Source organism: Streptomyces sp. NBC_01016 (assembly GCF_026341035.1).
Classification (GTDB): Bacteria; Actinomycetota; Actinomycetes; order Streptomycetales; family Streptomycetaceae; genus Streptomyces.
Map to the genome: position 1 here is coordinate 1,679,689 of NZ_JAPEOQ010000001.1, position 22,752 is coordinate 1,702,440.

The window sequence follows — 22,752 nt, forward strand, 5'->3', positions numbered from 1 at the left end:
CGGGGTCCGGGGCAGAGCCCCGAGACGTCAACCCCGGTTGGGCGCAACGTCACCGGCCCCGCGCATAGCGCCCCGGCGGAACCCCCACCACCCGCCTAAAGCACCGCGTCAAATGCGCCTGGTCGTAAAACCCACACGCCTCCGCCACCCCGGCAGGGGCCTGCCCGTCGAGTAGCATCCGCCGCGCCCGATCCACCCGCCGCGACATCAGGTACTGGTGCGGAGCGATCCCGTACGCCGCCCCGAAGGACCGCACCAGATGCGCCGGATGCGCGTGCACAAGACCCGCCGCCTCCTTCAGCTCGACGCCCTCGGTCACCCGCGCGTCGATCAGCTCCCGCAGCGACGCGGCGACGCGACGGTCGGGCACGCGCTTCCGGTGGCCCGGGGCCTCGGCGAGAGCCGGCCGCAACCGCTCACGGAGCCGTTCCCCGACGAGGGCGAGGCGGGCCGCGGCCTCCAGCTCGTCGCCGGGGTGCGCGAGCGCGGTGTGCAGCTGCCCGATACGTCGCCGTAGCAGCGGATCCACGAGGTCGGGAGTGTCCACGGCGGCCCCGACGAACGACGCGTCGAGCGGCCCGTCCTCCCCGGCCGCCTCCAGATACAGCACCCGCTTGCGGAACCCCTCCGGCGTCGCGGCCTGCCCGTTGTGCGGAACCTGCGGCGGCAGCAGCGAGACGGTGCCGAGCGGCGTCCCGTGCTCGTGCCGCTCCAGGTCGTAGCGGACGGCGCCCTCGTCGACGATGAGCAGCGTCCAGGTGTCGTGCACGTGCATCGGGTAGGCGTGCCGCGTGAAGTGGGCGTGGAAGACCTCCGTGACGCCCGGTACGCGGGGCCGCCACGCGGTGATCTCTTCCCCCGCGGAACCGCCGACTGCCATGCAAAAAACGTACAAGACCGGACGGGAAGGTGGGCGGCAGTCTCAAGCCATGAGCACCGAGACCACCGCCCCCGCCCCCGCCACCACCCCGGCCCCCGTCCGCTTCGACACGAAGATCGCCGTGCTGCTCCGCGACGACCTGGAGACCTGGCAGCGCCTGAACGTCACGGCCTTCCTCGTCAGCGGCCTCGGCCCCCAGGTGCCCGAGGTGATCGGCGAGCCCTACGAGGACGCGGACGGCACCCCGTACCTGCCGATGTTCCGCCAGCCGGTGCTGGTCTTCGAAGGCGGCAAGGACCTCCTGAAGACCGCCCACGAACGCGCCCTGCGCCGCGCCCTGCCCCGCGCCGTCTTCACGTCCGACCTCTTCGCCACCGGCAACGACACCGACAACAGGGCGGCCGTACGCTCCGTGTCCGCCACCGAACTGGACCTGGTGGGCCTCTCGGTCTACGGCCCGCGCAACGCGGTGGACAAGGTGCTGAAGGGTGCGCGTATGCATCCGTGAGTGTGTTGCGGGTGCCCGGCAGGCAGGGAGGCGATTGGCCCAGCCACGGGCCCCACAAGTTGCCTACTCGCGCAGGAGCGTTCCTCCATAGCGTGAGGAGTATGCCGCCCCGTTCGCCTGTCCGCGCCCTCGCCGCAGCACAGCTGGCCAACTCCGTCGGAGACGGCGTCTACTACGTCACGTCCGCCCTCTACTTCATCCGCGTCGTCGGGCTCTCGCCCACGCAGGTCGGCCTCGCCCTGACGGTGGCGTGGGCCGTGGGCGCGATGGCGGGGGTGCCGCTCGGGGCGGCCGCCGACCGGCGCGGGCCGCGCGGCGCGTCCGTGCTGCTGGCCCTCGGGACGGCGGCGGCCGTGCTGTCCTTCCTGGTCGTCCGTTCGTACGCCGCGTTCCTGCTCGCGCTCGTCGCGTACGCGGTCGCGCAGTGCGGCCTCGCGGCGGCCCGGCAGGCGTTGCTCGCGGGTGTCGTGGAACCGGCCCGGCGCACCGCCGCCCTCGCCCGCCTCCAGTCGACGCTGAACGCGGGCCTGGCGGTCGGCGCGGGCATCGGCGGGCTCGCCCTCCAGCACGACACCCGCGCCGGCTACCTCCTCGTGCTCGCGCTCGACGGCGTCGGCTTCGTGGTCTGCGCGCTGATCCTGTTCCGGCTTCCCGTGGTGCCGCCCGTCCCGGCGCGGGCGGTGAAGGAGCCGCGCCTCGCTGTGCTCCGCGACCGCCCGTACGTCGCCGTGACCGTGCTCAACGCCGTTCTCCTGCTGCGCATGCCGCTGCTCTCGCTCGCGGTGCCGCTGTGGATCGTGACGCACACGGCCGCGCCGGGCTGGCTGGTGTCGGCTCTGTTCGTGCTCAACACCCTTGGCGTGATGGCGTTCCAGGTGCGGATGGCGCGCGGCGTCGACGGTCTGCGCGCCGCCACGCGGACGGTGCGCCGCTCCGGCGCCGTGCTGTTGGCGTCGTGCGTGGTGTTCGCCGCGTCGGCCGGGGGCGGCCTCGGCCCATGGGGCGCGGTGGCGGTCCTCGTCGCGGCCTCGGTCCTCCAGCTCGTGGGTGAGATGCAGCAGTCGGCGGGGTCGTGGCAACTGTCCTTCTCGCTTGCGCCCGCGCACCAAGTAGGCCAGTACCAGGGCTTCTTCGGTACGGGAGTGCCGCTCGCCCGTACGGTCGGCCCGCTCGTCCTGACCGCGCTCCTGGTGACGTGGGGTGTGCCTGGTTGGCTGGTGCTCGGCGCGGTGTTCCTCGCGGCAGGCGCGGCGATGGGGCCGGTGGCGCGCCGGGCCGAGGCCGCTCGGGGCGTTCCTGCGACAGCCCTGCCGACCGCAGCAGCCCCGTGACCACTGGGCCGGGTCCTCGCGGGGCCGACGGAGGACCCCGTCGAGCTCGCTCCCGGTGACTACCTCTCGTACCCCGGCGACGTACCCCACACGTGCCGGGCGCTGGAGCCGGGCACCACCTGTGTGCTGGTGATGCAGCACACGTAGGCGGTCGTGCGGGCGGCCCCGGCGGCTACTTCTTCCGCCGGTTCAGCAACTGCTCCCGCAACACCGTGAGTTGGTGCGACGTCGCCACGGCGAGCCCCTCGTCCAGCGTCGTCATCGCCAACAGCAGCGCGTCCGCAACCACCAGCGCCGTCAGCGCCTCCGTGGTGATCCCCGTGGGCGTGTGCGGGGCGGTGAGCACCGCGTCGACCCGGTCCCCGTACCGCTCGGCCAGCTCGTCCGTGACCAGGACGACCCGCGCGCCCACCGCCCGCGCCCGGTCGATCAGCACCGTCAACTCGGGCAGATCGCGGCCCGGTTGGAAGATCACGACCGCGTCCCCCTGGCGCAGCCGCAGCAGATGGTCCGCGAGGGCGAACCCGGTGGCCCCGACGTACTGCGCCCTGCGTCCGACCCTGCCGAGCGCCAACGTCAGGTGTCGCGCGGCGAGTTCGGACGCCGCCACCCCGTAGCAGTGGATCTCGCCGGCCTCCGCAAGGATCCCCACCGCCTCCCGCAGCGCCTCGCCGGGCGTCAGGCGCCGGGCGTGCTCGATGCGCTCGGCGGCCTCGTCGAACACCTCGCCCCAGATGGCGTCCAGGTCGCGGCCGACATGGGCGATGCGCCGCTTGAGTCGCACCTCGGGGGCGACGGCGGACGTGAGGTCCGAGGCCAACTCCCGCTTGAGCGCGGGCAGTCCCGCGTATCCGAGCTTCTGCAGGGTCCGCACCACGCTCGCGTTGCTGGTGCCGCTCGCCGTTCCCAGCTCCTGCGCGGAGGCGAAAAGGAGGGACTCGGCCGGGGCGCTGACCAGGTACTGGGCCACCGCCCGCTCGGACGCGGACAGTTCGTCCCAGCGTTCGCGCACGGCGCCGCGCAGCCGGGCGGCCCCATCGGTAATTTCCATTACAGCTATTGACTCTCGTGTGATGGCCGTTACTCTCCTGGACAACGCATTCCAAGTGGAGAGCATCTCGTAATCGACGTTACAGCACGGTTTCGGGAGCGAGTCCTCTCCGTGGCGAGGAGAACCATGGCATCCCGGACCCTCCCGGTCATCGACATCAGCGGCACCCCTCTCGAGCGCGGCCGCCAGTACGGCGAGGCCGTCAGGCCCCAACTGGGCGCCGCCATCGGCTATTACGAGCAGGCCTTCGGCCAGTCGGCCGGCCTGACCTGGGACCGGGTCACCGCACGCGCGGCCCGCTGGCTGGAGCCGGTGCGCGACTACGCCCCCGAACTCCTCGACGAAATGCGGGGCATAGCCGACGGCGCGGGCGTCGACGTCCTCGACGTCCTCGCGCTCAACGCCCGCGGCGAGGTCATCTACGACCGCTCCTTCAAGGACATGGCCGCCAAGGAGGAACCGGAGGAGCCCGCCGAGGGCTGCACCTCCTTCGCCGCGTACGGCGAGGCCAGCGGCGACGGTCACGTCTGGGCCGGTCAGAACTGGGACTGGCGGGCCGGCGTCGCCGACACCGTCGTCATGATCCGGATCGAGCAGCCGCCCAAGCCCACCGTGATCATGCAGGTGGAGGCCGGCCAGATCGGCCGCCAGGGCGCCAACTCCGCCGGCATCGCCCTCAACGCCAACGGCCTCGGCGGTCGGTTCAGCGAGGCGATCGGCCTCCCGCAGACCGTCATCCGGCGCAGCGTCCTCGACACCCACACGGTCACCGACGCCCTCGACATCCTCTGCCGCACCCGCGCCCACATCGCCAGCAACGCCCTGCTGACCTGCCGCGAGGGCTTCGCGGTCGACCTGGAGACGACCCCGGCGAGCATCGGCTGGATGCATCCGACCGACGGCCTCCTGGTCCACGGCAACCACTACCAGGCAGGCGTCCCGGCCGCCCTCGCCGCCGACTACCGCCCCATGTCGTCCGACTCCCTCCTGCGCGTCCCCCGTGCCGAACAGGGCCTCGCCGCCCTGCGCGGCTCCACAGGCGCCGACGAGTCCCGCAAGCTGATCAAGCAGGCCATGTCGGACCACCTCGGCCTGCCCGAGTCCCTGTGCACGCACCCCGACGTCCGCAAGCCGGAGGTCAAGCACTGGATGACGCTCGTCTCCTCCTGCGTCGACCTGACGACCGGCGACTACCACGTCACCGCCGGCACCCCCTGCGACCGCGAATACCAGCACCTGCCCTGGAACCTCTACGACGGCCCGTACGGAGATGCCGGATGACGACGACAAGACGACGGGCGGCGGTGGCCGTGGTCGTCGCCGCGACCCTTCTCGCCGCCACCGGCTGCGCGGGCGCCGACCGCCCCACCGGGGGCGCCGCCCCGGTCGACGCGTCCAAGCTGAAACTCGACGCGACGACACCGGCCGCGAACGGGCCGCTCACCAAGGCGAATTGGCTCCTGGAGAACGAACCGGACTCCCTCGACCTCGACTCCCAGGGCTCCAGCTCGGGCCGCATCGTCCTCACCAACGTCTGCGAGCGCCTCTACCAGCTCCAGCCGGACATGACGACGAAGCCGTTCCTGGCGAAGAAGGCGGTCACCTCCGACGGCGGCCGCAAGCTCACCTTCACCCTCCGCGACGACGTGACCTTCCACGACGGTACGAAGATGACGGCGGACGACGTCCTGTGGTCGCTGAAGCGGCACGCGTCCAAGGACATGGAGCAGTCGGACGAGTTCGAGAACGTCACGTCGATGAAGAAGACGGCCTCCAACCAGGTCACCGTCACCTTCGAAGCACCCGACGCGATGTTCCTGAAGGCCATGGCGGGCGACGCGGGCATCGTCTGGAACAAGGCCCAAGTCACCAAGTCCGGCAAGGAGTTCGGCACTCCCGGCCAGCCCGACGCCTGCTCCGGCCCGTACGAACTCGCCGGCTGGAAGTCCGGCGACTCGATCACCATCCGCGCCGCGAAGGACTACTGGGGCAAGCAGCCCCTCACCCGCCAGGTCGTCTTCCACTGGGCCACCGACAGCGCCTTCGTCAACGCACTCAAGACGGGCGCCGCCGACGGCGCCTACGCCGACGCCCCGAACACGGCCGCGGCCCTGCGCGCCGACAAGGACCTCAAGCAGTACTACGGTCCGTCGACCGCCTCGCTCGTCCTCATCCCGACCGACCGAGGCGGCCTCACCGACCCGAGGATCCGCCGCGCCCTCTCCCTCGCGCTCGACCGCAGGGGCATCGCGGAGTCCGGCTACGGCGGTCTCGTCCAGCCGTGGGCGTCCCCGGTCGGCTCCGGCGCCTGGGGCTACGAGAAGGCCGAATTCGCCGCCGCACAGAAGAAGTTGGACGGGCTCGCCCCCGCCTCGCCCAGCGACGCCGACCTCGCCGCGGCCAAGAAACTGGTCAAGGCGGCAGGCGCCCCCACCGACCCCGTCGTCATCGGCGCCGACGCCAGCCAGGGCCGCACCGTCATCGCCAACGCGACCCGCGCCGCCCTCCAGAGCATCGGCATCCGCGCCGAGATCAAGACGGTGCCGCCGGCCGAGTTCGAGGAGTTCTACAGCGACCCGACGGCCCGCGCCGACATCGACGTACTCGCAGGTGACTGGTACATCTCCAAGGCCGACCCGATGGGCTTCTACGACAACGGCCTGTCCGACTCCTCGAACAACTGGGTCCACTACAAGAGCAAGACGTACGACGCCCAGGTGAAGCAGGCCCTGTCCACCCTCGACGACACCAAGCGCGCCGCGCTCGCCGTCGACGTACAGCAGAAGTTCGTCGAGTCGGCGGTCTGGATCCCGCTCGCGCAGGTCCCCACCATCCTCGTCCTGAACAAGAAGCTGACCGGCCCCACCGCCTCCCAGGCCTACCTCTACTACCCCTGGGCCACCCAACTCGGCGTAAGAAAGGGCTAGTCGACACATGATGCCCCTTGCCCTCGTCACGCGCCTCGCCCGCCGCATCGCCGGCCTCGTGGCGACCCTCTTCGCCGCGTCGTTCGTCATCTTCGCCGCCGTGTACGCGGCTCCCGGCGACCCCGCCGTCTTCCTCGCGGGCGGCCGCGACAAGCTCACACCCGAACGTCTCGCGCAGGTCCGCGAGCAGTACCACCTCGACGAACCGCTCGTCGTCCAGTACGGCCGCTGGCTGTGGGACACCGTCCACCTCGACCTCGGCCGCTCCTTCAAATACAGCGACCAGGTGGCGGACCTGATCGCCTCCCGCCTGCCCTCCACCCTCGAACTCGTCGCGTACGCCACCGTGTTGTACGTGGTCTTCGGGGTCGGCGCCGGGATCCTCGCGGCGGTGCGGCGCTCGACATGGGTCGACTCGGCGGTGGTCGGCGGCACGACGCTCGCCGCCTCCGTCCCCTCGTTCGTGGCCGCGATCGCGCTGGTCTCGCTGTTCGGCGTGCAGCTCGGCTGGTTCCCGGTGACCGGCTCGGGCTCCGGCCTCGCCGGCACCCTGCACCACCTGACCCTGCCCGCCGTCTCCCTCGCCCTCGGCGCGCTCGCCATCATCAGCCGCGTCACCCGGCAGGCCATGGCGGACGCCGCGGCCTCCGACCACGTCGAGGCGGCCCGCGCCTCCGGCGTCCCGGAGCGCGAGATCGTCCGACGGCACGTCCTGCGCAACGCGCTCGGGCCCATCGTCACCATGTGCGGCCTGGTCATGGCGGGCATGCTCGCCGGCACGGTCGTCGTCGAGACGGCCTTCGGCATCAGCGGCATCGGCTCGCTGCTCGTCAACGCGATCAACACCCACGACTTCCCGGTCGCCCAGGCCGTCCTGCTGCTGATGGTCACCGGATACGTCGTCGTGACGACGCTCGTCGACCTCGTGCACCCCCTCCTGGACCCGAGAGTGAAGGAGGCCCACGCATGACGGCGGCCCTCAGCCTGACCCCGGTCGGCACCACGCGGCGCCCCCTCGGCGTCACGCTCGCGGGAGCGGTGCTCGCGCTCGTCGTGCTCGCGGCGCTCGCCGCGCCCCTGCTCGCGCCTTACGCACCCGACGCCATCGACCTCTCCGCCTCCCTCGTCGGCACCGGCGCAGACCACCTCCTCGGCACCGACTCCTCGGGCCAGGACCTGCTCTCACGGGTGCTCTACGGCGCCCGGTCCAGCCTCGTCGCACCGGTCGCGCTGCTCGCGGTGGCCGCGGCCCTCGGGGTGACGCTCGGAGTGCTCGCCGCATGGCGCGGCGGTTGGGTCGACACGCTCGTCTCCCGCCTCACCGACGTGATGTACGCCTTCCCTGGCCTGCTCTTCACGGTTCTGATCATCGCGGTGTTCGGCGCCGGCATGACGACCTCGGTCCTCGCGCTCGGCCTCGCCTTCACCCCGACCATCGCCAAGTACACCCGCTCCCTCGCCCTCTCCGAGTCCCGCAAGCCGTACGTCGACGCGTACCGGGTGCAGGGCATGGGCGGCGCCCGGATCTGCGCGCTGCACCTGGTCCCGAACCTCGGCCGGTCGATCCTCGGCTACCTCGTCGTCCTCTTCGGCGAGGCCCTGATGTCGCTCGCGACCCTCTCCTATCTGGGCTTCGGCGCCCAACCGCCGTCCTCCGACTGGGGGTTGATGGTCCAGGAGGGCCAGGCCGCGATCGTGCAGGGCGCGCTGCTGCCCGCCATGGTCCCCGGCACGGCCATCGCCCTGGTCGTCGTCTCCTTCAACGTCGTCGGGGTGTGGGCCGCCGACCGCCTCGGAAAGCAGGACTGATGACGAAGCTGCTCTCGATCGAGGACCTCACGGTCACGGTCCCCGGCGCCGCCCGCCCCCTCCTCGACTCGGTCTCCCTGAGCGTCGCCGAGGGCGAAGTCGTCGGCCTGGTGGGGGAGTCGGGCTCGGGAAAGTCGACGACGGCGAAGGCGGCGCTCGGGCTGCTGCCGGAGGGTTCGACCACCACGGGGACGGTGCGGGTCGACGGCTCGGACGTGCTGTCGCTGCGCGGTGAGGAGTTGCGGCGGCACAGGTCGGCCACGGTCGCGATGATCCACCAGGACCCGCGGGCCGCGCTGAACCCGGTGCGCCGCATCGGTGACTTCCTGACGGAACGCGGTGCGACGAAGGACGAGGCGCTCGACCTGCTCGCCGCGGTCGGCCTGCCCGACCCCGCGCGGCACCTGCGCCAACGCCCGCACGAACTGTCCGGCGGAATGCTCCAACGCGTCGTCATCGCGGGTGCGTTGGCGGCCCGGCCCCGGCTCCTCCTCGCCGACGAGGCGACCAGTGCGCTCGACGTGACGACCCAGGCGGAGATCCTCACGCAGCTCCGCAAGGCCCGGGAGTCCCGGGGCGCCGGTCTCCTCTTCATTACGCACGACCTGCACCTGGCGGCGGCCTACTGCGACCGGGTCCACGTCATGTACGCGGGCCGCGTGGTCGAACACCGGGCGGCGAAGGCCCTGTTCACGGCGCCGGCCCACCCCTACACCCGGGGCCTCCTCGCCTGCTCCCCGACGCTGGGCGAGCCCGGTCCCCTGGACCCGATCCCGGGCCGCCCACCGTCCCTCTCGGATGCGTTCGAGGGCTGCCCGTTCGTGGACCGGTGCGGGGAGGCGGAGGACGCGTGCGCCACGTGGCACCCGGAACCGAGCCCTGTACGTGGTGGCGGAACGGTCACGTGCCGCCGCACCGCGCCTCAAACGCCGGCGGGGCTTGATTTGGTGCCGCGCAACGACAACGAGGGGGCAGGGCCCAAGTGAGCACGCAAGCACCACTCCTGGAGGTCACGGACCTCCGTAAGACGTACCCGCTCCCCGGTGGCGGCAGCCACACCGCCGCGGAGGGGATCACGTTCGACCTCACCCCCGGCGGGGCGATGGGCATCGTCGGTGAGTCCGGTTCCGGCAAGACCACCGTCGCCCGCATGCTCGTCGGCCTCGTCCGCCCGGACCACGGCACGATCAAACTCGACGGCACCCCACGCACCGGCAAACAACCGCGCGGCAAGGCGCCCCGCCTCGCCAGGGCCCGCCAGATCCAGATGGTGTTCCAGGACCCCTACGTCTCCCTGGACCCCCGCCTCACCGCGGAACAATGCCTCCGCTCGGCCCTCCACCTGCACGGCCGCGACGAATCCACCGCGACGGAACTCCTCGACCAGGTGGGCCTGGGGGAGCGGGAGGCCGGGGCCCGCCCCCGCCACCTCTCCGGCGGCCAGCGCCAACGCCTGGCCATCGCCCGCGCGCTCGCCGTCGACCCCCGCGTCCTCGTCCTCGACGAGGCCGTCGCCGCGCTCGACGTCTCCATCCAGGCGCAGATCCTGCGGCTCCTCGACGAGATCCGCCGGGACACCGGAGTGGCCCTGGTCTTCGTCAGCCACGACCTGGCCGTCGTCCAGCACGTCACGGACGAGGTCCTGGTGATGCGGCGCGGCAAGGTGGTCGAACGGGGGCCCACGCACCGCGTCCTGAGCGAGCCCACCGACCCGTACACACGGCTGCTGCTCGCCTCGGTGCCGGGCCGCGGCTGGGACCCGGCGGACGCCGTCGCGGCCCGCGCCGCACTCACGTAGAAGGCACCCGGAAAAAGGCAGGAGCCCCGCTGCCATAAGGCGCGGGGCTCCTTGGGTACTGCGCTAGGTTCCGGATCAGAACACGGCAACTACCACCGTGTGATCGCGAACGATCAGACGGGGGTGACGTTCTCCGCCTGCGGGCCCTTCGGACCCTGCGTGACGTCGAAGCTCACGGCCTGGTTCTCCTCGAGGGAGCGGAAGCCGCTTGCGTTGATCGCGGAGTAGTGGACGAAAACGTCCGGGCCGCCGCCTTCCTGGGCGATGAAGCCAAAGCCCTTTTCAGCGTTGAACCACTTCACGGTTCCGGTAGCCATAAGCCCTCCTATGGGCCATAGGGTCGCCCTGCTCCAGAACCTGCAAATGCACTTGCGAACAACTGCAAAAGTCTGAAAACGACGAGAGCCCGCGGTCACATGCTCCGCAGGCTCTGTACTGCAAGGGAAACCAAACTGCAACTTGCGGCGAGCCTAGCACGCAGGCAGCCGAATGCAATAGAGGGCAAGATCACGTCACTCGCAGGTTTGAAGGGGTCCCGGTGAGGGTTGACCCGAGGACGTGGCTGACCCGGATCCTGCACCGTACAGCATGGGGTTTACTGTCGCGATGTGGACAATTCTCCCGAGACCCTGAAGGCCGCGCGGCGCACTCGTCCGCGAGTGGGCCACATCCAGTTCCTGAACTGCATGCCCCTGTACTGGGGGCTTGCCAGGACGGGCTCGCTCCTGGACTTCGAGCTGACGAAGGACACGCCGGAGAAGCTGAGCGAGCAGCTGGTGAACGGTGACCTCGACATCGGTCCCATCACCCTCGTCGAGTTCCTCAAGGCGGCCGACGACCTCGTCGCGTTCCCGAATCTCGCCGTGGGCTGCGACGGCCCCGTGATGTCCTGCGTGATCGTCTCGCAGGTCCCCCTCGGCCAGCTCGACGGCCGGCGCGTGGCCCTCGGGTCCACCTCCCGTACGTCGGTCAGGCTGGCGCAGCTGCTGCTGGCCGAGCGCTTCGGCGTACAGCCCGACTACTACACGTGCCCGCCCGACCTGGGCCTGATGATGCAGGACGCGGACGCGGCCGTGCTCATCGGGGACGCGGCGCTGCGGGCCAATCTGCACGACGCCCCGCGGCTCGGCCTCCAGGTGCACGACCTGGGCGCGCTGTGGAAGGAGTGGACGGGGCTGCCGTTCGTCTTCGCGGTGTGGGCGGCGCGCAAGGAGTACGTGGAGCGCGAGCCGGAGATCACCCAGAAGGTGCACGAGGCGTTCCTGGCCTCGCGCGACCTCTCCCTTGAGGAGGTCACCAAGGTCGCCGAGCAGGCGGCGCGCTGGGAGGTCTTCGACGAGAGGATCCTCGAGGAGTACTTCACGACGCTCGACTTCCGCTTCGGGCCCGCGCAGCTGGAAGGCGTCACGGAGTTCGCGCGGCGGGTCGGCCCCACGACGGGATTTCCCGCGGATGTACGGGTCGAGCTGCTGACGCCGTGAATTCCGCCTGAGTGCGCTCGTGGTCCGGCGCACTTCGGCATCTTCGGCGTCTCTTCGGCGTCTCTTCGGCGTCTCTTCGGCGTCTCTTCGGTGTTCTCCGGCGTTCTACGGCGCGGGATTCCTGGAACCTTGTACGGGAATTCCGCGCCGGTGGGTGAATTCGGTACGAATTCACGGTGATCCGCCCTGTACTCCCGATGTGTTCCGGATGCGTTCCAGATGCGTTCCGGAGCGTTCGAGAGGCATGTGCGCGGACGATGCGCGGGGCTACGCTGCTGGTGCGTGCGTGCACATTGGGGGAGGTCCGCATCATGCAGCCGCTTCAGACCGGCGAACCCACGGCTGTGGGGCCCTACCGGTTGCTCGGCAGGATCGGTTCGGGCGGCATGGGCCGGGTGTACCTGGGCCGCAGCGCCGGAGGGCGCACCGTCGCCGTGAAGATCGTGCACCCGCACTTCGCGCTCGACGACGAATTCCGGGCGCGCTTCAAGCGTGAGGTGCAGGCGGCCCGCCGGGTGGGCGGCGCCTGGACGGCGCCGGTGCTCGACGCCGACCCGGACGCCGAGGTGCCGTGGGTGGCGACGGGATACGTCGCGGGCCCCTCGCTCACCCAGGCCGCGGGCGACGGCGCGGGCCTGCCCGAGCACTCCGTACGGGTCCTGGGGGCCGGCCTCGCCGAGGCGCTCGCGGCGGTGCACGGCCTGGGGCTCGTGCACCGCGACGTAAAACCCTCGAACGTGCTGCTGACCCTGGACGGGCCGCGGCTCATCGACTTCGGTATCGCCCGCGCCACCGACGGCACGGCCTCGCTCACCTCCACCGGCGTCTCCATCGGCTCGCCCGGCTACATGTCGCCCGAGCAGATCCTCGGCAAGGCCGTCACGGGCGCCGCGGACGTCTTCTCGCTCGGCGCGGTCCTCGTGTACGCGGCGTCGGGGTCGTCCCCCTTTCCCGGTGACTCGTCGGCCGCGCTGCTCTACAAGGTCGTCCACGAGCAGCCCGAACTGGGCTCGCTGACCGGGGAGCTGCGCGAGGTCGCCGCGGCCTGCCTCTCGAAGGACCCGGCCGTCCGCCCCACCCCCGAGGAGGTCGCCCGGCGACTCGCCCCGGAGGGCGCGGCGCGTCTCGTGCAGGCGGGGTGGCTGCCGGGCCCGATGGTGGAGGAGGTCTCGCGCGGCGCGGTGCGGCTCCTGGACCTGGAGGGCACGCCCGCCGACGTCCCGCACTCGGGGCCGACGGAGTTCAGCAGCCCTGCTGTGTCCGGGAGTTCGCGGCCTTCGGAGTTCAGTAGCCCCTCTGTTCCTGGGAGTTCGCGGCCCGGGGAGTTCAGCAACCCCGCCACCCCCGGGAGTTCGCGGCCCGCGGGTGTCTTCGGGCCGCCGGATCCCGCGTACGCGCCCGTGCCCACGCCCCGTACGGAGGGGCCGCCCACCGAGGGGTCGCCACAGGACGCCGTACCGGGGCGTCTGTCGATGTCCGTGACGGCGACCTCGACTCCCGACAAGCCGAACGGCCGCGGCCGCCGGGTCAGTTGCACGCTGGCGCTCTCCGTGGCGGGTGCGCTGGCGGCGGTGACCGTCGGCGGGGTGGTCCTGTTCAACGTGCTGCCGGGCGAGGGCGGCGGCGACCAGGGCAGCGCGAGCGATGCCGGGCCCACCGCGTCCGCCGCGTCCAAGGCACCCGGTGTGCCGAAGTTCTACGTCGGGTCGTGGGACGGGCCCGCGAAGCAGGCGGGGATCTCCTTCGGCACGTTCCGCGTCGACCTGAAGCAGGCCCGGGCCGGCAAGCAGGTCGGCAAGGTGACCTCGACGGACCCGCTGGGCATCCAGTGCGTCGACGTACTGACCCTGAAGTCCGCCGACGGAAAGGCGCTGGTCGCCGCAGGCAAAGCCGCACCCGGCAACCCGGGGACCTGCGCGACCGGCCGGCACACCGTGCGCCTCACCCCGGACGGCGCGTCCCTCGAATACACCTCGCGGTACCCGGCCGCCGGCAATCCCACGGCGGACCTCGACCGGGTCAAGAGCGGCTGAGGCGGCGCGGGGGACGTGGTGCAGGGGGACGTTTTGATCGCCACCGAGGCCGGTGCGCCGGTCGTGCTGGTCGCGCTCGCCGCACTGTGGGGCGCGGCCTGGGGGCTGCTCCTGCCGCGGCCCGCGTACCGGCTGTCCGTCGAACCGGGAGAGCCGTGGCGCCCGGCCCGCGGCTGGCTGGGGGGCAGGCCGGGGCCGAGCGCGCCCGGTCTCGCCGTCGTCACCGCGCTCGTCTGCGCGCTGCTCGCCGTCGCCACCGGCACCCGGCCCGAGCTCGGCGCCTGGCTGCTGCTCGCGCCGCTCGGTGTGCTCCTGGCCACCGTCGACTTCGCGGTGAAGCGGCTGCCGGACGTGCTCACGCTGCCGCTCGCCGGGCTCACCCTGCTCGCGCTCGGCGGGGCGGCACTGCTGCCGGAGGCCGGCGGATCGTTCAGCGGCGCGCTGTGGGGCGCGCTCGGCCTCGGCGGCGGATATCTGCTGCTTCTGCTCGCCTACCCGAAGGGGATGGGCTTCGGTGACGTGAAGCTGGCGGTGGGACTCGGTGCGGCGCTCGGCTGGTACGGGTGGGGCGTGCTGTTCCTGGGGGCGTTCGCCGGGGTGTTGTTCAACGGCCTGTACGCCCTGGTGCTCGTCGTCGCGCGGCGGGCGGGACGCAAGAGCGAGATCCCTTTCGGCCCCTTCATGATTCTGGGCGCCCTCGCGGGGGTTCTGCTGGGTGGCCTGGGCGCCTGACGTACGCTGAGATTTCAGCTCAGACTCGTCGAGACTCCGGCTCGGACTCGGCAGGATCCTCCGAAAGGGGCTCGCCCGGTGACCGAGAAGGCCGCGCTTCAGTCCGTCCTCGACCGCGCCGCCGACGGTGGGCGGATCACCCCCGAGGAGGCCGTCGCCCTCTACCGCGACGCCCCGCTGCACGCGCTCGGCGCCGCCGCCGACGCGATCCGCCGCCGTAAGTACGCGGGCATCGAGCACATCGCGACGTACATCATCGAGCGGAACATCAACTACACGAACGTGTGCGTCACGGCGTGCAAGTTCTGCGCCTTCTACGCGGCCCCCAAGGACACCAAGAAGGGCTGGAGCCGCGACCTCGAGGACATCCTGCGCCGCTGCGCCGAGACCATCGAGCTCGGTGGCACGCAGATCATGTTCCAGGGCGGGCACCACCCGGACTACGGCGTCGAGTACTACGAGGAGCACTTCGGCGCCATCAAGAAGGAGTACCCGGAGCTCGTCATCCACAGCCTGGGCGCTTCCGAGGTCGAGCACATGGCGCGGATCTCCAAGGTGTCGGTCGAGGAGGCGATCCAGCGGATCCACACCGCGGGGCTCGACTCCTTCGCGGGCGCCGGCGCGGAACTCCTCCCGGAGCGTCCCCGCAAGGCGATCGCTCCTCTCAAGGAGTCCGGCGAGCGCTGGCTGGAGATCATGGAGACCGCGCACCGTCTCGGTGTCGAGTCCACCTCCACCATGCTCATGGGCACCGGCGAGACGAATGCCGAGCGCATCGAGCACCTGCGCATGATCCGCGACACACAGGACAAGACGGGCGGCTTCCGCGCGTTCATCCCGTACACGTACCAGCCGGAGAACAACCACCTGAAGGGCCGCACGCAGGCGACGCTCTTCGAGTACCTGCGGATGATCGCGATCGCCCGGATCTTCCTGGACAACGTCCAGCACATCCAGGGTTCGTGGCTGACCACCGGCAAGGAGGTCGGCCAGCTGTCGCTGCACTACGGCGCCGACGACCTCGGCTCGATCATGCTGGAGGAGAACGTCGTCTCCTCCGCCGGTGCCAAGCACCGCTCCAACCGCATGGAGATCATCGACCTGATCCGCAAGGCGGGCCGCGTCCCCGCGCAGCGCGCCACGACCTACGAGCACCTCGTCGTGCACGACGACCCGGCGAACGACCCGGTCGACGACCGCGTCACCTCGCACATCTCGTCGACGGCGATCGACGGCGGGACGGCTCACCCCGAGCTGAAGCTCGTCTCCACCAACTGAGCCCGCCTTGGCGACACTTCACGTCGACGGCGACGGGTTCTCGGTCCTCGTCGAGGGCGAGACCGTCAAGGCGCTCGGACCGTACGAGGAGCTGGCCGACGCGCTTCCCCAAGCTCTCGGCTCCGCTCGAGCAGGGGAGACCCCATTGCAGGCGCGGGTGCGGCGCTGGCCGGGCATCCTGACGCCGGGTCTCCTCAACCCGTACGGTCCCGAGATCCTGGAGCACACGTACCACCCGGATCCGCGTGAGGCGGATACGTACGGGACGGTGCCGATCGGTGGCGAACGGGCGCGGGAGATCTTCCGCGCGGACCCGTCCCGGCTGGGCGCGAGTGCCCGGCGGGGCGTGCAGCGGCTGTTCGCGCACGGGACGGTGGCCCTCGCGGGCGAGCTGCGCTCCAAGGCGGTCCTCGAGGTGGCCCGGCGCTCCGGACTCGCGTTCGGCGGCCGGCCCGCGCGGCTGCCGGGGCCGGTGTCCCTGTCCCCGAAGCCGATGGTGCTGCTGCCCGCGCTGACGGTGGGCGGGGCGGCGCGCTTCGCGGTGTTCGACGTCGCGGACCGCGCGGAGCTTGTCGCCAAGGGGGCGTCCACGTGTGTGGCGACGGTGGTGGCGGGCCGCCTGGTGTACCGCGCCAGGTAACCGGACCACGGGGCGCTGCCTGGCCCCCGGCGGGTGCCTACGCCTCGGGGCTCCGCCCGGACCCCGCCGGTCCTACGCCACGGGGCTCCGCCCCGGACCCCGCGCCTCAATCGCCGGCGGGGCTAGATTTGCCCACCCGTCGCGGGGCTTGAAGGATCGGGCTCCGCCCTGGCCCCTGCGCCTCGAGCCGCGACGGGGCTCAAAGATCGGGGCTCCGCCCCGGACCCCGCGGGCTCCCGTCCCAGAGCGGGGCTTGATCTGCCCACCGCAGGCAATGGCTCTGGGCTCCCGCCCATCTCCCGCCCATCTCCCACCCACCCGCCCCCTCCGGGGGCGTCGCCCCGACGGGGTACCGCCACCGCCTTGGGCGATCCGCCGCAGGCACGGCTCCCCACCCGTCGCGGTCGTCGCGACCCCCGCCTTGGGTAACGCCCACCACGGCTCCCCACCCGCTGCGGTCGACCGCCACCGACTTGGGCAATCTGCCGCCCGGCACGGCTCCCCACCCGCCGCGGTCGGCCGCCACCGACTTGGGCAATCTGCCGCCTGGGGCGGCAGGGTGGGCAAGGCGGCGCCCCGGTGCCGCGCAATCAGGACGGTGGGCGTCGACCCCGGCGCGGTCCACGGGCCCCGGTACCGTCCGTCGGTGACCGGGGGCCGCCTGCCACAATGGCCGGGTGACCCGTGCATCCCTGGACAAGCAGCCCCACGAAGTCGCCTCGATGTTCGACGACGTGGCGGAGAAGTACGACCTCACCAACGACGTGCTGTCCCTGGGACAGACCCGGCTGTGGCGCAAGGAGGTCGCCAGGGCCGTCGACGCCCGCCCCGCACAGAAGGTCCTCGACCTCGCCGCCGGCACCGCCACCTCCTCGCAGCCCTTCGCGCAGGCCGGCGCGTACGTCGTGCCCTGCGACTTCTCCCTCGGCATGCTGCGCGTGGGCAAGCAGCGCCACCCGTGGATGCCGTTCACGGCGGGCGACGGCACGAAACTGCCGTTCAAGGACGACACGTTCGACGCCGTGACGATCTCCTTCGGGCTGCGCAACATCCAGGAGACCGAGGCCGCGCTGAGCGAGATGCACCGCGTCACCAAGCCGGGCGGCCGCGTCGTCATCTGCGAGTTCAGCCACCCGACGTGGGCGCCCTTCCGCACCGTGTACACCGAGTACCTGATGCGCGCCCTGCCGCCGGTCGCGCGCGCGGTGTCCTCGAACCCGGACGCGTACGTCTATCTCGCCGAGTCCATCCGCGCCTGGCCCACGCAGCCCGAACTGGCCACGCTGATGCAGAACGTCGGCTGGCAGCAGGTGGCCTGGCGGGACCTCACCGGCGGCATCGTCACGCTGCACCGCGGCTACAAGAAGGCGTGACATGGGAGGATCACAGGGCTGAGGCTCAGCCCGACCCCTCGCGCCTCACGGACACGGACTGAACGACCCCGTACGCGCCGGCGGCTCATCCGGCTCGCCGATCTCCCTGCGCATCCCGCCACCCCGCGGCCCCGGCGCCCGCGGCACCCGCACGCCCGCGCCGCCACCGCCCTCGCCCTCACCGAAGTCGAACCAGACCGTGACGACGGCGTCCCGCGGCACCTCGACGCCGGGCAGCGGGTACTGGCGGACCACGTACTCCACCGCCACCCGGTCGAAGTCGTCCCGGTCCGCCGCCGCGATCAGCACGCCGTGCTCACGCGCCGCCTGCCGCGCGTCGACCGCCATCAGGCCGACGAGCTTCGGCACGGGCACGTCCGGCGGCCCGGCATCCGGCATCTTGGGCGTCTTGGGTGTCTTCACCACAGATGTCACCCCCAGGAGGTACCGGGAGGATAGCCCGTGGGATGTGGTGTCCGGAAGGTCCGGTACCGGCTCCGGACGGACTCAGAGCTCCAGGCGGATTCAGAGCTCCAGGCGGAAGCAGTGGCCCTTCTTCCCGGTCGGCGTCACGAACGTCTCGGCCAGCTCCATGCCGAGCCGCCGGGTCACCGCGATCGAGCGCTCGTTGCGGGCGTCGACCATCGCGACGACGCTGCGCAGGCCCGCCGCCCGTACCTGATCCAGCGTCAGGCCCGCCGCCGCCGTCGCGTACCCCTGCCCCCAGTACGCCCGCCCTAGCCGCCAGCCGATCTCGATCTCGCCTACCGGCCCCCAGGTGCCCGGCCAGGGCTGCGCGCCCGTGAACCCGATGACGTCCCCCGCGCCGTCGGTCATCGTCCACAGGCAGAAACCGTGCTCCGCCTCGTGCCTGCGCTGCCGCGCGGTCAGCTCCTCGTACACGGAGAGCTCCGCCGACGCGCCTCCGTGGAACTCCATGACATCGGGGTGGTCGAACACCCTGTGCCAGGCGAGCGCGTCCTCATGGGTGGGAACGCGCAGATCCACGGCGGGCAGAACTCGACTCATGGGCTGGCCCTTCGGCTGAGTGGTCACGGTCGCTGAATAGACTGCCCATGTCCGTGCCGGACGGCACACTGTTTTCGAGCCTGGGGAGAACCCGCCGTGACCGAGCAGCCCAAGCCCCTCTCCGAGCACAGCGCGGACGTGATCGTCGTCGGGGCCGGACCCGCCGGTTCGACGACCGCCTACTACCTCGCCAAGGCCGGCCTCGACGTCCTGTTGCTGGAGAAGACGGCGTTCCCGCGCGAAAAGGTGTGCGGCGACGGCCTCACCCCGCGCGCCACGAAGCAGCTCGTCTCCATGGGGATCGACATCTCCGAGGAGGCCGGCTGGCTGCGCAACAAGGGCCTGCGCATCATCGGCGGCGGCGTCCGCCTCCAGCTCGACTGGCCCGACCTCGCCTCGTTCCCGGACTACGGTCTCGTTCGCAAGCGCGACGACTTCGACGAGCAGCTCGCGCGGCAGGCCCAGAAGGCGGGCGCCCGCCTGTACGAGCGGTGCAACGTCGGCGCACCGATCACCGACGAGCGCACCGGCCGCATCACCGGCGTGCACGCGAAGCTGGGCGAAGAGAAGCGCGAGGTCACCTTCCACGCCCCGCTCGTCGTCGCCGCCGACGGCAACTCGACCCGGCTCTCCCTCGCCATGGGCCTGCACCGCCGCGAGGACCGCCCCATGGGCGTCGCCGTCCGTACGTACTTCACGTCCCCGCGCCACGACGACGACTACCTGGAGTCCTGGCTGGAGCTGTGGGACCGGCGCGGCGCCGAGGACCGGCTGCTTCCCGGCTACGGCTGGATCTTCGGCATGGGCGACGGCACGTCCAATGTCGGCCTCGGCATCCTCAACTCCTCGAAGGCCTTCCGCGAATTGGACTGGCGCGAGGTCCTCAAGGCCTGGTGCGCGTCGATGCCCGAGGACTGGGGGTACACCCCGGACAACATGACGATGCCGATCCGCGGCGCCGCCCTCCCCATGGCCTTCAACCGCCAGCCGCACTACACCAAGGGCCTGCTCCTGGTCGGCGACGCGGGCGGCCTGGTCAACCCGTTCAACGGCGAGGGCATCGCGTACGCCATGGAGTCCGGCCAGATCGCGGCCGACGTCATCGTGCAGGCCCACGCGCGCGCCACCGACGCCCAGCGTGAACTGGCCCTGCAGCGCTACCCGAAGGTCCTCAAGGACACCTACGGCGGCTACTACACGATGGGCCGCGCCTTCGTGAAGATGATCGGCAACCCGAAGATCATGAAGATCGCGACGCAGCGCGGTCTGACCCACCCGATGCTGATGAAGTTCACGCTGAAGATGCTCGCGAACCTGACGGACCCGACCGGCGGCGACGCGATGGACCGGGTCATCAACGGACTGAGCAAGGTCGCCCCGAAGGCCTGACCTGGGCCTGCCGCCGGGCCCGACTTTGCCGGGCCGGGCGGCTCGGGGCAGGGTGGACCCATGATTTTCATCGCCGTGAAGTTCACCGTCCGCCCCGAGCACGCCGACTCGTGGCTGGAGAAGACCGCCGCGTTCACCGCGGCCACCCGCGCCGAGGAGGGCAACCTCTTCTTCGACTGGTCCCGCAGCGTCGAGGACCCGAACCAGTTCGTGCTCCTGGAGGGCTTCCGGGACGGCGACGCCGGCGCCGCGCACGTCGGTTCCGACCACTTCAAGGCGGGCCTGGACGCCATGGCGCCGCTCATCGCCGCCACCCCGGAGATCATCAACGCGGATATCCCGAACGAGGGTTGGGGCGAGATGGGCGAACTCGCGCCGCAGGCCTGAGCCGCAGTTCCGACGCAGCGCTGTCCCGGTTTTTCCGGACAAACACCGAAGGCCGCCGCACCCCGCAGGGGGAGCGGCGGCCTTCGGCCTTGCGCGCCGTGAAGCCCTCAAGGGGCCTCAGGCGGCTGTGTGCGGCCTTTGAGTACCGCAGGGGCCCCGGAGGGCCCGGAAGTTCACGGAACCTCGGAGAGGCTCAGAGAACGCGCACCGCGCCGGTCGGCTGGTCGTAGGAGAGCGGCTTCTCGACGACACCGGTCGAGGAGTTCTGCGCGCCGACGAAGTTGCCACCGCCCACGTAGATCGCGACGTGGTAGGCGCTGCCGGAGCCGCCCCAGTACAGGATGTCGCCCGCCTGGAGGTTGTCCAGGCCGACCTGGGTGCCCTGCGTCGACTGGTCCTGCGAGACGCGCGGCAGGTCGACACCGGCCTGCTTGTACGCGGCCTGCACCAGGCCCGAGCAGTCCCAGGAGCTGGGGCCCGTGCCGCCGGACACGTAGGCGTCGCCGATGTGCGACTTGACGAACGAGACCACGGCGGCGGCGGAGCCGCTGGCCGGGGCGGGGGCCTCGTCGGAGGAGGACGCGGTGGTCGCCTGGAGCGTGGTGCGCTCGCTGGAGCGGGAGGCGGCGGCCTTCTCGGCGGCCTCGCGCTTGGCGGCGGCCTCGGCCTTGGCCTTGGCTTCGGCCTTCTTCTTGGCCTCGGCCTTCTTCTCGGCGGCGACCTGGTCCTTCTTCGCCTGGTCCGCGGCCTTGTCGAAGGCCGCCTGGCGCTCGGCCTGGACCTGGTAGTTCGCCGCGGCCTGCTGGGTGGCGTCCGCGGACTGGGCGACCTGCGAGGACAGGTCGGTGGTGAGCGTGGGCATCTCCATGGTCTGCGTCACCGGCTCGGCGGCGTTGGCCGAACCAGCCGCACCAGCGACTGCCAGGGTGCTGAGGACGCCACCGGTAACTCCGGCGCGCAGGGCCATCTTCGAGGCGCTGCGACGGGGCTTCCGGTGGCTGGGTATGTGAGCGGTGTGGGACATGAGACCAACCGGTATCAGGGCCTCCCCGATCCCTTCAAGAAACGTGTGGTGCGCCACAGTTGTGAAGCACGGGCACGAAACCCCGGCCCGACAGGCTTTATTGACGCCGTAACGGGCAAAGCGGACAGCCCTCCACGAGCCCCTGAACACGGGTTTTCTGCAATACGCCCGAATTGCCCGACGCTTACCACCCGTTGAGGCAGTTGGCCAAGCCCGGTTTCTGACGGTGTGACTACCACGTGACGCAGGTCACAAGTGGACCCCTAGGGGATGCGATGCACACGCGATGAACACATCTCGCGTCCACTCCCGTTCACACTCATCACGCCAACGTGTGAACGACGTCCAATATCAGCCAACCGCGTCCAGCACCAATTTGCTTGCGGTCTCCGCGCCTTGATAGTGGGCGCACCTCTGCGACCTGGGGTAACGCACCAAGTTGTCACCACTGGTGATCACTCAGGTGCTTCGCGTGTGAAGATCACCGCTCATCCGACTTCATGATCCTTCGTCAGGTGGTGGAGATCACAAAGTAGTTGGCGCACCCCGTGTCGCAGATCACAGAGTTGCAGGCATAGGATGCGGGGCAAGTTGGGCTTGTGACCCGCTTCACATGTAGGCGATCTTCGACTGTTCGCAGGACGTGGGGGGGCGGGGCGCGAGCTCATGCAACCGCCAGCAGTCAGTGCCGACTGAGAGGAGCGAGGAGCGGTGAACGCCTATGCGCCCATCCTCGTACTGGGAGCCCTCGGGGCAGGCTTTGCGATCTTCTCCGTGATCATGGCCTCCCTGACCGGCCCGAAGCGGTACAACCGGGCCAAGCTCGAGGCCTATGAGTGCGGGATCGAGCCCACCCCCACGCCGGCCGGTGGCGGGCGCTTCCCCATCAAGTACTACCTGACGGCGATGCTCTTCATCGTCTTCGACATCGAGATCGTCTTTCTCTACCCCTGGGCCGTCACCTTCGACGCCCTGGGGGTGTTCGGGCTCGTAGAGATGCTGCTCTTCGTGCTCACCGTCTTCGTCGCGTACGCGTACGTATGGCGGCGCGGCGGCCTGGAATGGGACTGAGCCCCGTATAG

Annotated in this window: 23 protein-coding genes; 17 read left to right on the forward strand and 6 right to left on the reverse strand. The window is 71.0% G+C overall.

All coding sequences use genetic code 11. The annotated features are described in order from the left end of the window. Nucleotides 1–49: 49 nt before the first annotated feature. A complete protein-coding gene (locus tag OG746_RS07920; protein ID WP_266712866.1) occupies nucleotides 50–880 on the reverse strand; it encodes a helix-turn-helix domain-containing protein in 831 nt (276 codons plus the stop codon). Between the two features lie 49 nt (nucleotides 881–929). Here OG746_RS07920 and OG746_RS07925 point away from each other — a divergent pair, with 49 nt between their 5' ends. Together OG746_RS07925 and OG746_RS07930 are read left to right on the forward strand one after the other, a co-directional pair. Then, a complete protein-coding gene (locus OG746_RS07925; protein ID WP_266712868.1) occupies nucleotides 930–1,388 on the forward strand; it encodes a PTH2-like family protein in 459 nt (152 codons plus the stop codon). Nucleotides 1,389–1,489: 101 nt separating this feature from the next. Continuing rightward, nucleotides 1,490–2,719 (forward strand): MFS transporter, encoded by a 1,230-nt coding sequence (locus OG746_RS07930; RefSeq protein ID WP_266712870.1) that lies wholly within the window; start codon nucleotides 1,490–1,492, stop codon nucleotides 2,717–2,719. Between the two features lie 172 nt (nucleotides 2,720–2,891). On the opposite strand, the gene OG746_RS07940 is transcribed toward OG746_RS07930, so the two are convergent. Then, complete coding sequence (locus OG746_RS07940) at nucleotides 2,892–3,770, reverse strand: MurR/RpiR family transcriptional regulator (RefSeq protein ID WP_266712872.1); 879 nt, start codon at nucleotides 3,768–3,770, stop codon at nucleotides 2,892–2,894. A 126-nt stretch (nucleotides 3,771–3,896) separates the two neighbouring features. On the opposite strand from OG746_RS07940, the gene OG746_RS07945 reads away from it, so the two are divergent. From OG746_RS07945 to OG746_RS07970, 6 genes are read left to right on the forward strand one after another with little or no spacing between them, the layout of a single operon-like run. After that, nucleotides 3,897–5,051, forward strand: a complete 1,155-nt coding sequence (locus OG746_RS07945) for a C45 family autoproteolytic acyltransferase/hydrolase (RefSeq protein WP_266712874.1) — start codon at nucleotides 3,897–3,899, stop codon at nucleotides 5,049–5,051. Next, a complete protein-coding gene (locus OG746_RS07950; protein WP_266712876.1) occupies nucleotides 5,048–6,697 on the forward strand; it encodes an ABC transporter substrate-binding protein in 1,650 nt (549 codons plus the stop codon). The genes OG746_RS07945 and OG746_RS07950 overlap by 4 nt, the downstream gene beginning before the upstream one ends. A gap of 10 nt (nucleotides 6,698–6,707) precedes the next feature. After that, nucleotides 6,708–7,667, forward strand: coding sequence for an ABC transporter permease (locus OG746_RS07955; RefSeq protein ID WP_266718778.1), 960 nt, complete (start codon nucleotides 6,708–6,710; stop codon nucleotides 7,665–7,667). Continuing rightward, a complete protein-coding gene (locus OG746_RS07960) occupies nucleotides 7,664–8,506 on the forward strand; it encodes an ABC transporter permease (RefSeq protein WP_266712878.1) in 843 nt (280 codons plus the stop codon). Before OG746_RS07955 ends, OG746_RS07960 begins: the two co-directional genes overlap by 4 nt. Then, nucleotides 8,506–9,492, forward strand: coding sequence for an ABC transporter ATP-binding protein (locus OG746_RS07965; protein ID WP_266712880.1), 987 nt, complete (start codon nucleotides 8,506–8,508; stop codon nucleotides 9,490–9,492). The genes OG746_RS07960 and OG746_RS07965 overlap by 1 nt, the downstream gene beginning before the upstream one ends. Next, the gene (locus tag OG746_RS07970; RefSeq protein WP_266712882.1) at nucleotides 9,489–10,304 is read left to right on the forward strand and encodes an ABC transporter ATP-binding protein; all 816 of its coding nucleotides are present in this window, start codon (nucleotides 9,489–9,491) and stop codon (nucleotides 10,302–10,304) included. The genes OG746_RS07965 and OG746_RS07970 overlap by 4 nt, the downstream gene beginning before the upstream one ends. 113 nt (nucleotides 10,305–10,417) lie before the next feature. On the opposite strand, the gene OG746_RS07975 is transcribed toward OG746_RS07970, so the two are convergent. Next, complete coding sequence (locus OG746_RS07975) at nucleotides 10,418–10,621, reverse strand: cold-shock protein (RefSeq protein WP_003998944.1); 204 nt, start codon at nucleotides 10,619–10,621, stop codon at nucleotides 10,418–10,420. Between the two features lie 291 nt (nucleotides 10,622–10,912). Here OG746_RS07975 and OG746_RS07980 point away from each other — a divergent pair, with 291 nt between their 5' ends. The 6 genes from OG746_RS07980 (at nucleotide 10,913) to OG746_RS08005 (ending at nucleotide 17,841) form a co-directional block, all read left to right on the forward strand. Continuing rightward, nucleotides 10,913–11,785: a menaquinone biosynthetic enzyme MqnA/MqnD family protein gene (locus tag OG746_RS07980; RefSeq protein ID WP_266712889.1), complete on the forward strand. Its 873-nt coding sequence runs from the start codon at nucleotides 10,913–10,915 to the stop codon at nucleotides 11,783–11,785. A gap of 311 nt (nucleotides 11,786–12,096) precedes the next feature. Continuing rightward, nucleotides 12,097–13,818 carry a serine/threonine-protein kinase gene (locus tag OG746_RS07985; RefSeq protein WP_266712891.1) on the forward strand — a complete coding sequence of 574 codons (1,722 nt, stop codon included), beginning with the start codon at nucleotides 12,097–12,099 and terminating at the stop codon, nucleotides 13,816–13,818. A 33-nt stretch (nucleotides 13,819–13,851) separates the two neighbouring features. Continuing rightward, nucleotides 13,852–14,550 carry a prepilin peptidase gene (locus tag OG746_RS07990; protein WP_266712893.1) on the forward strand — a complete coding sequence of 233 codons (699 nt, stop codon included), beginning with the start codon at nucleotides 13,852–13,854 and terminating at the stop codon, nucleotides 14,548–14,550. A 78-nt stretch (nucleotides 14,551–14,628) separates the two neighbouring features. Beyond that, on the forward strand, nucleotides 14,629–15,828 hold the full coding sequence (gene mqnC, locus OG746_RS07995; protein ID WP_266712895.1) for a cyclic dehypoxanthinyl futalosine synthase: 1,200 nt from the start codon (nucleotides 14,629–14,631) through the stop codon (nucleotides 15,826–15,828). 7 nt (nucleotides 15,829–15,835) lie between these two features. Beyond that, nucleotides 15,836–16,468 (forward strand): hypothetical protein, encoded by a 633-nt coding sequence (locus OG746_RS08000; RefSeq protein WP_266712897.1) that lies wholly within the window; start codon nucleotides 15,836–15,838, stop codon nucleotides 16,466–16,468. A 677-nt stretch (nucleotides 16,469–17,145) separates the two neighbouring features. Beyond that, the gene (locus OG746_RS08005) at nucleotides 17,146–17,841 is read left to right on the forward strand and encodes a demethylmenaquinone methyltransferase (protein ID WP_266712899.1); all 696 of its coding nucleotides are present in this window, start codon (nucleotides 17,146–17,148) and stop codon (nucleotides 17,839–17,841) included. Between the two features lie 45 nt (nucleotides 17,842–17,886). Here OG746_RS08005 and OG746_RS08010 read toward each other — a convergent pair whose 3' ends face one another. Further along, on the reverse strand, nucleotides 17,887–18,240 hold the full coding sequence (locus tag OG746_RS08010) for a PASTA domain-containing protein (protein WP_266718779.1): 354 nt from the start codon (nucleotides 18,238–18,240) through the stop codon (nucleotides 17,887–17,889). A 126-nt stretch (nucleotides 18,241–18,366) separates the two neighbouring features. Beyond that, nucleotides 18,367–18,870, reverse strand: coding sequence for a GNAT family N-acetyltransferase (locus OG746_RS08015; protein ID WP_266712901.1), 504 nt, complete (start codon nucleotides 18,868–18,870; stop codon nucleotides 18,367–18,369). Between the two features lie 96 nt (nucleotides 18,871–18,966). Here OG746_RS08015 and OG746_RS08020 point away from each other — a divergent pair, with 96 nt between their 5' ends. Beyond that, nucleotides 18,967–20,259, forward strand: coding sequence for a geranylgeranyl reductase family protein (locus tag OG746_RS08020; RefSeq protein WP_266712903.1), 1,293 nt, complete (start codon nucleotides 18,967–18,969; stop codon nucleotides 20,257–20,259). A gap of 60 nt (nucleotides 20,260–20,319) precedes the next feature. Further along, nucleotides 20,320–20,646, forward strand: coding sequence for a putative quinol monooxygenase (locus OG746_RS08025; RefSeq protein ID WP_266712905.1), 327 nt, complete (start codon nucleotides 20,320–20,322; stop codon nucleotides 20,644–20,646). 193 nt (nucleotides 20,647–20,839) lie between these two features. On the opposite strand, the gene OG746_RS08030 is transcribed toward OG746_RS08025, so the two are convergent. Next, on the reverse strand, nucleotides 20,840–21,670 hold the full coding sequence (locus OG746_RS08030; protein ID WP_266712907.1) for a C40 family peptidase: 831 nt from the start codon (nucleotides 21,668–21,670) through the stop codon (nucleotides 20,840–20,842). Between the two features lie 711 nt (nucleotides 21,671–22,381). On the opposite strand from OG746_RS08030, the gene OG746_RS08035 reads away from it, so the two are divergent. Continuing rightward, nucleotides 22,382–22,741, forward strand: coding sequence for an NADH-quinone oxidoreductase subunit A (locus OG746_RS08035; protein WP_266712909.1), 360 nt, complete (start codon nucleotides 22,382–22,384; stop codon nucleotides 22,739–22,741). Nucleotides 22,742–22,752: the final 11 nt, after the last annotated feature.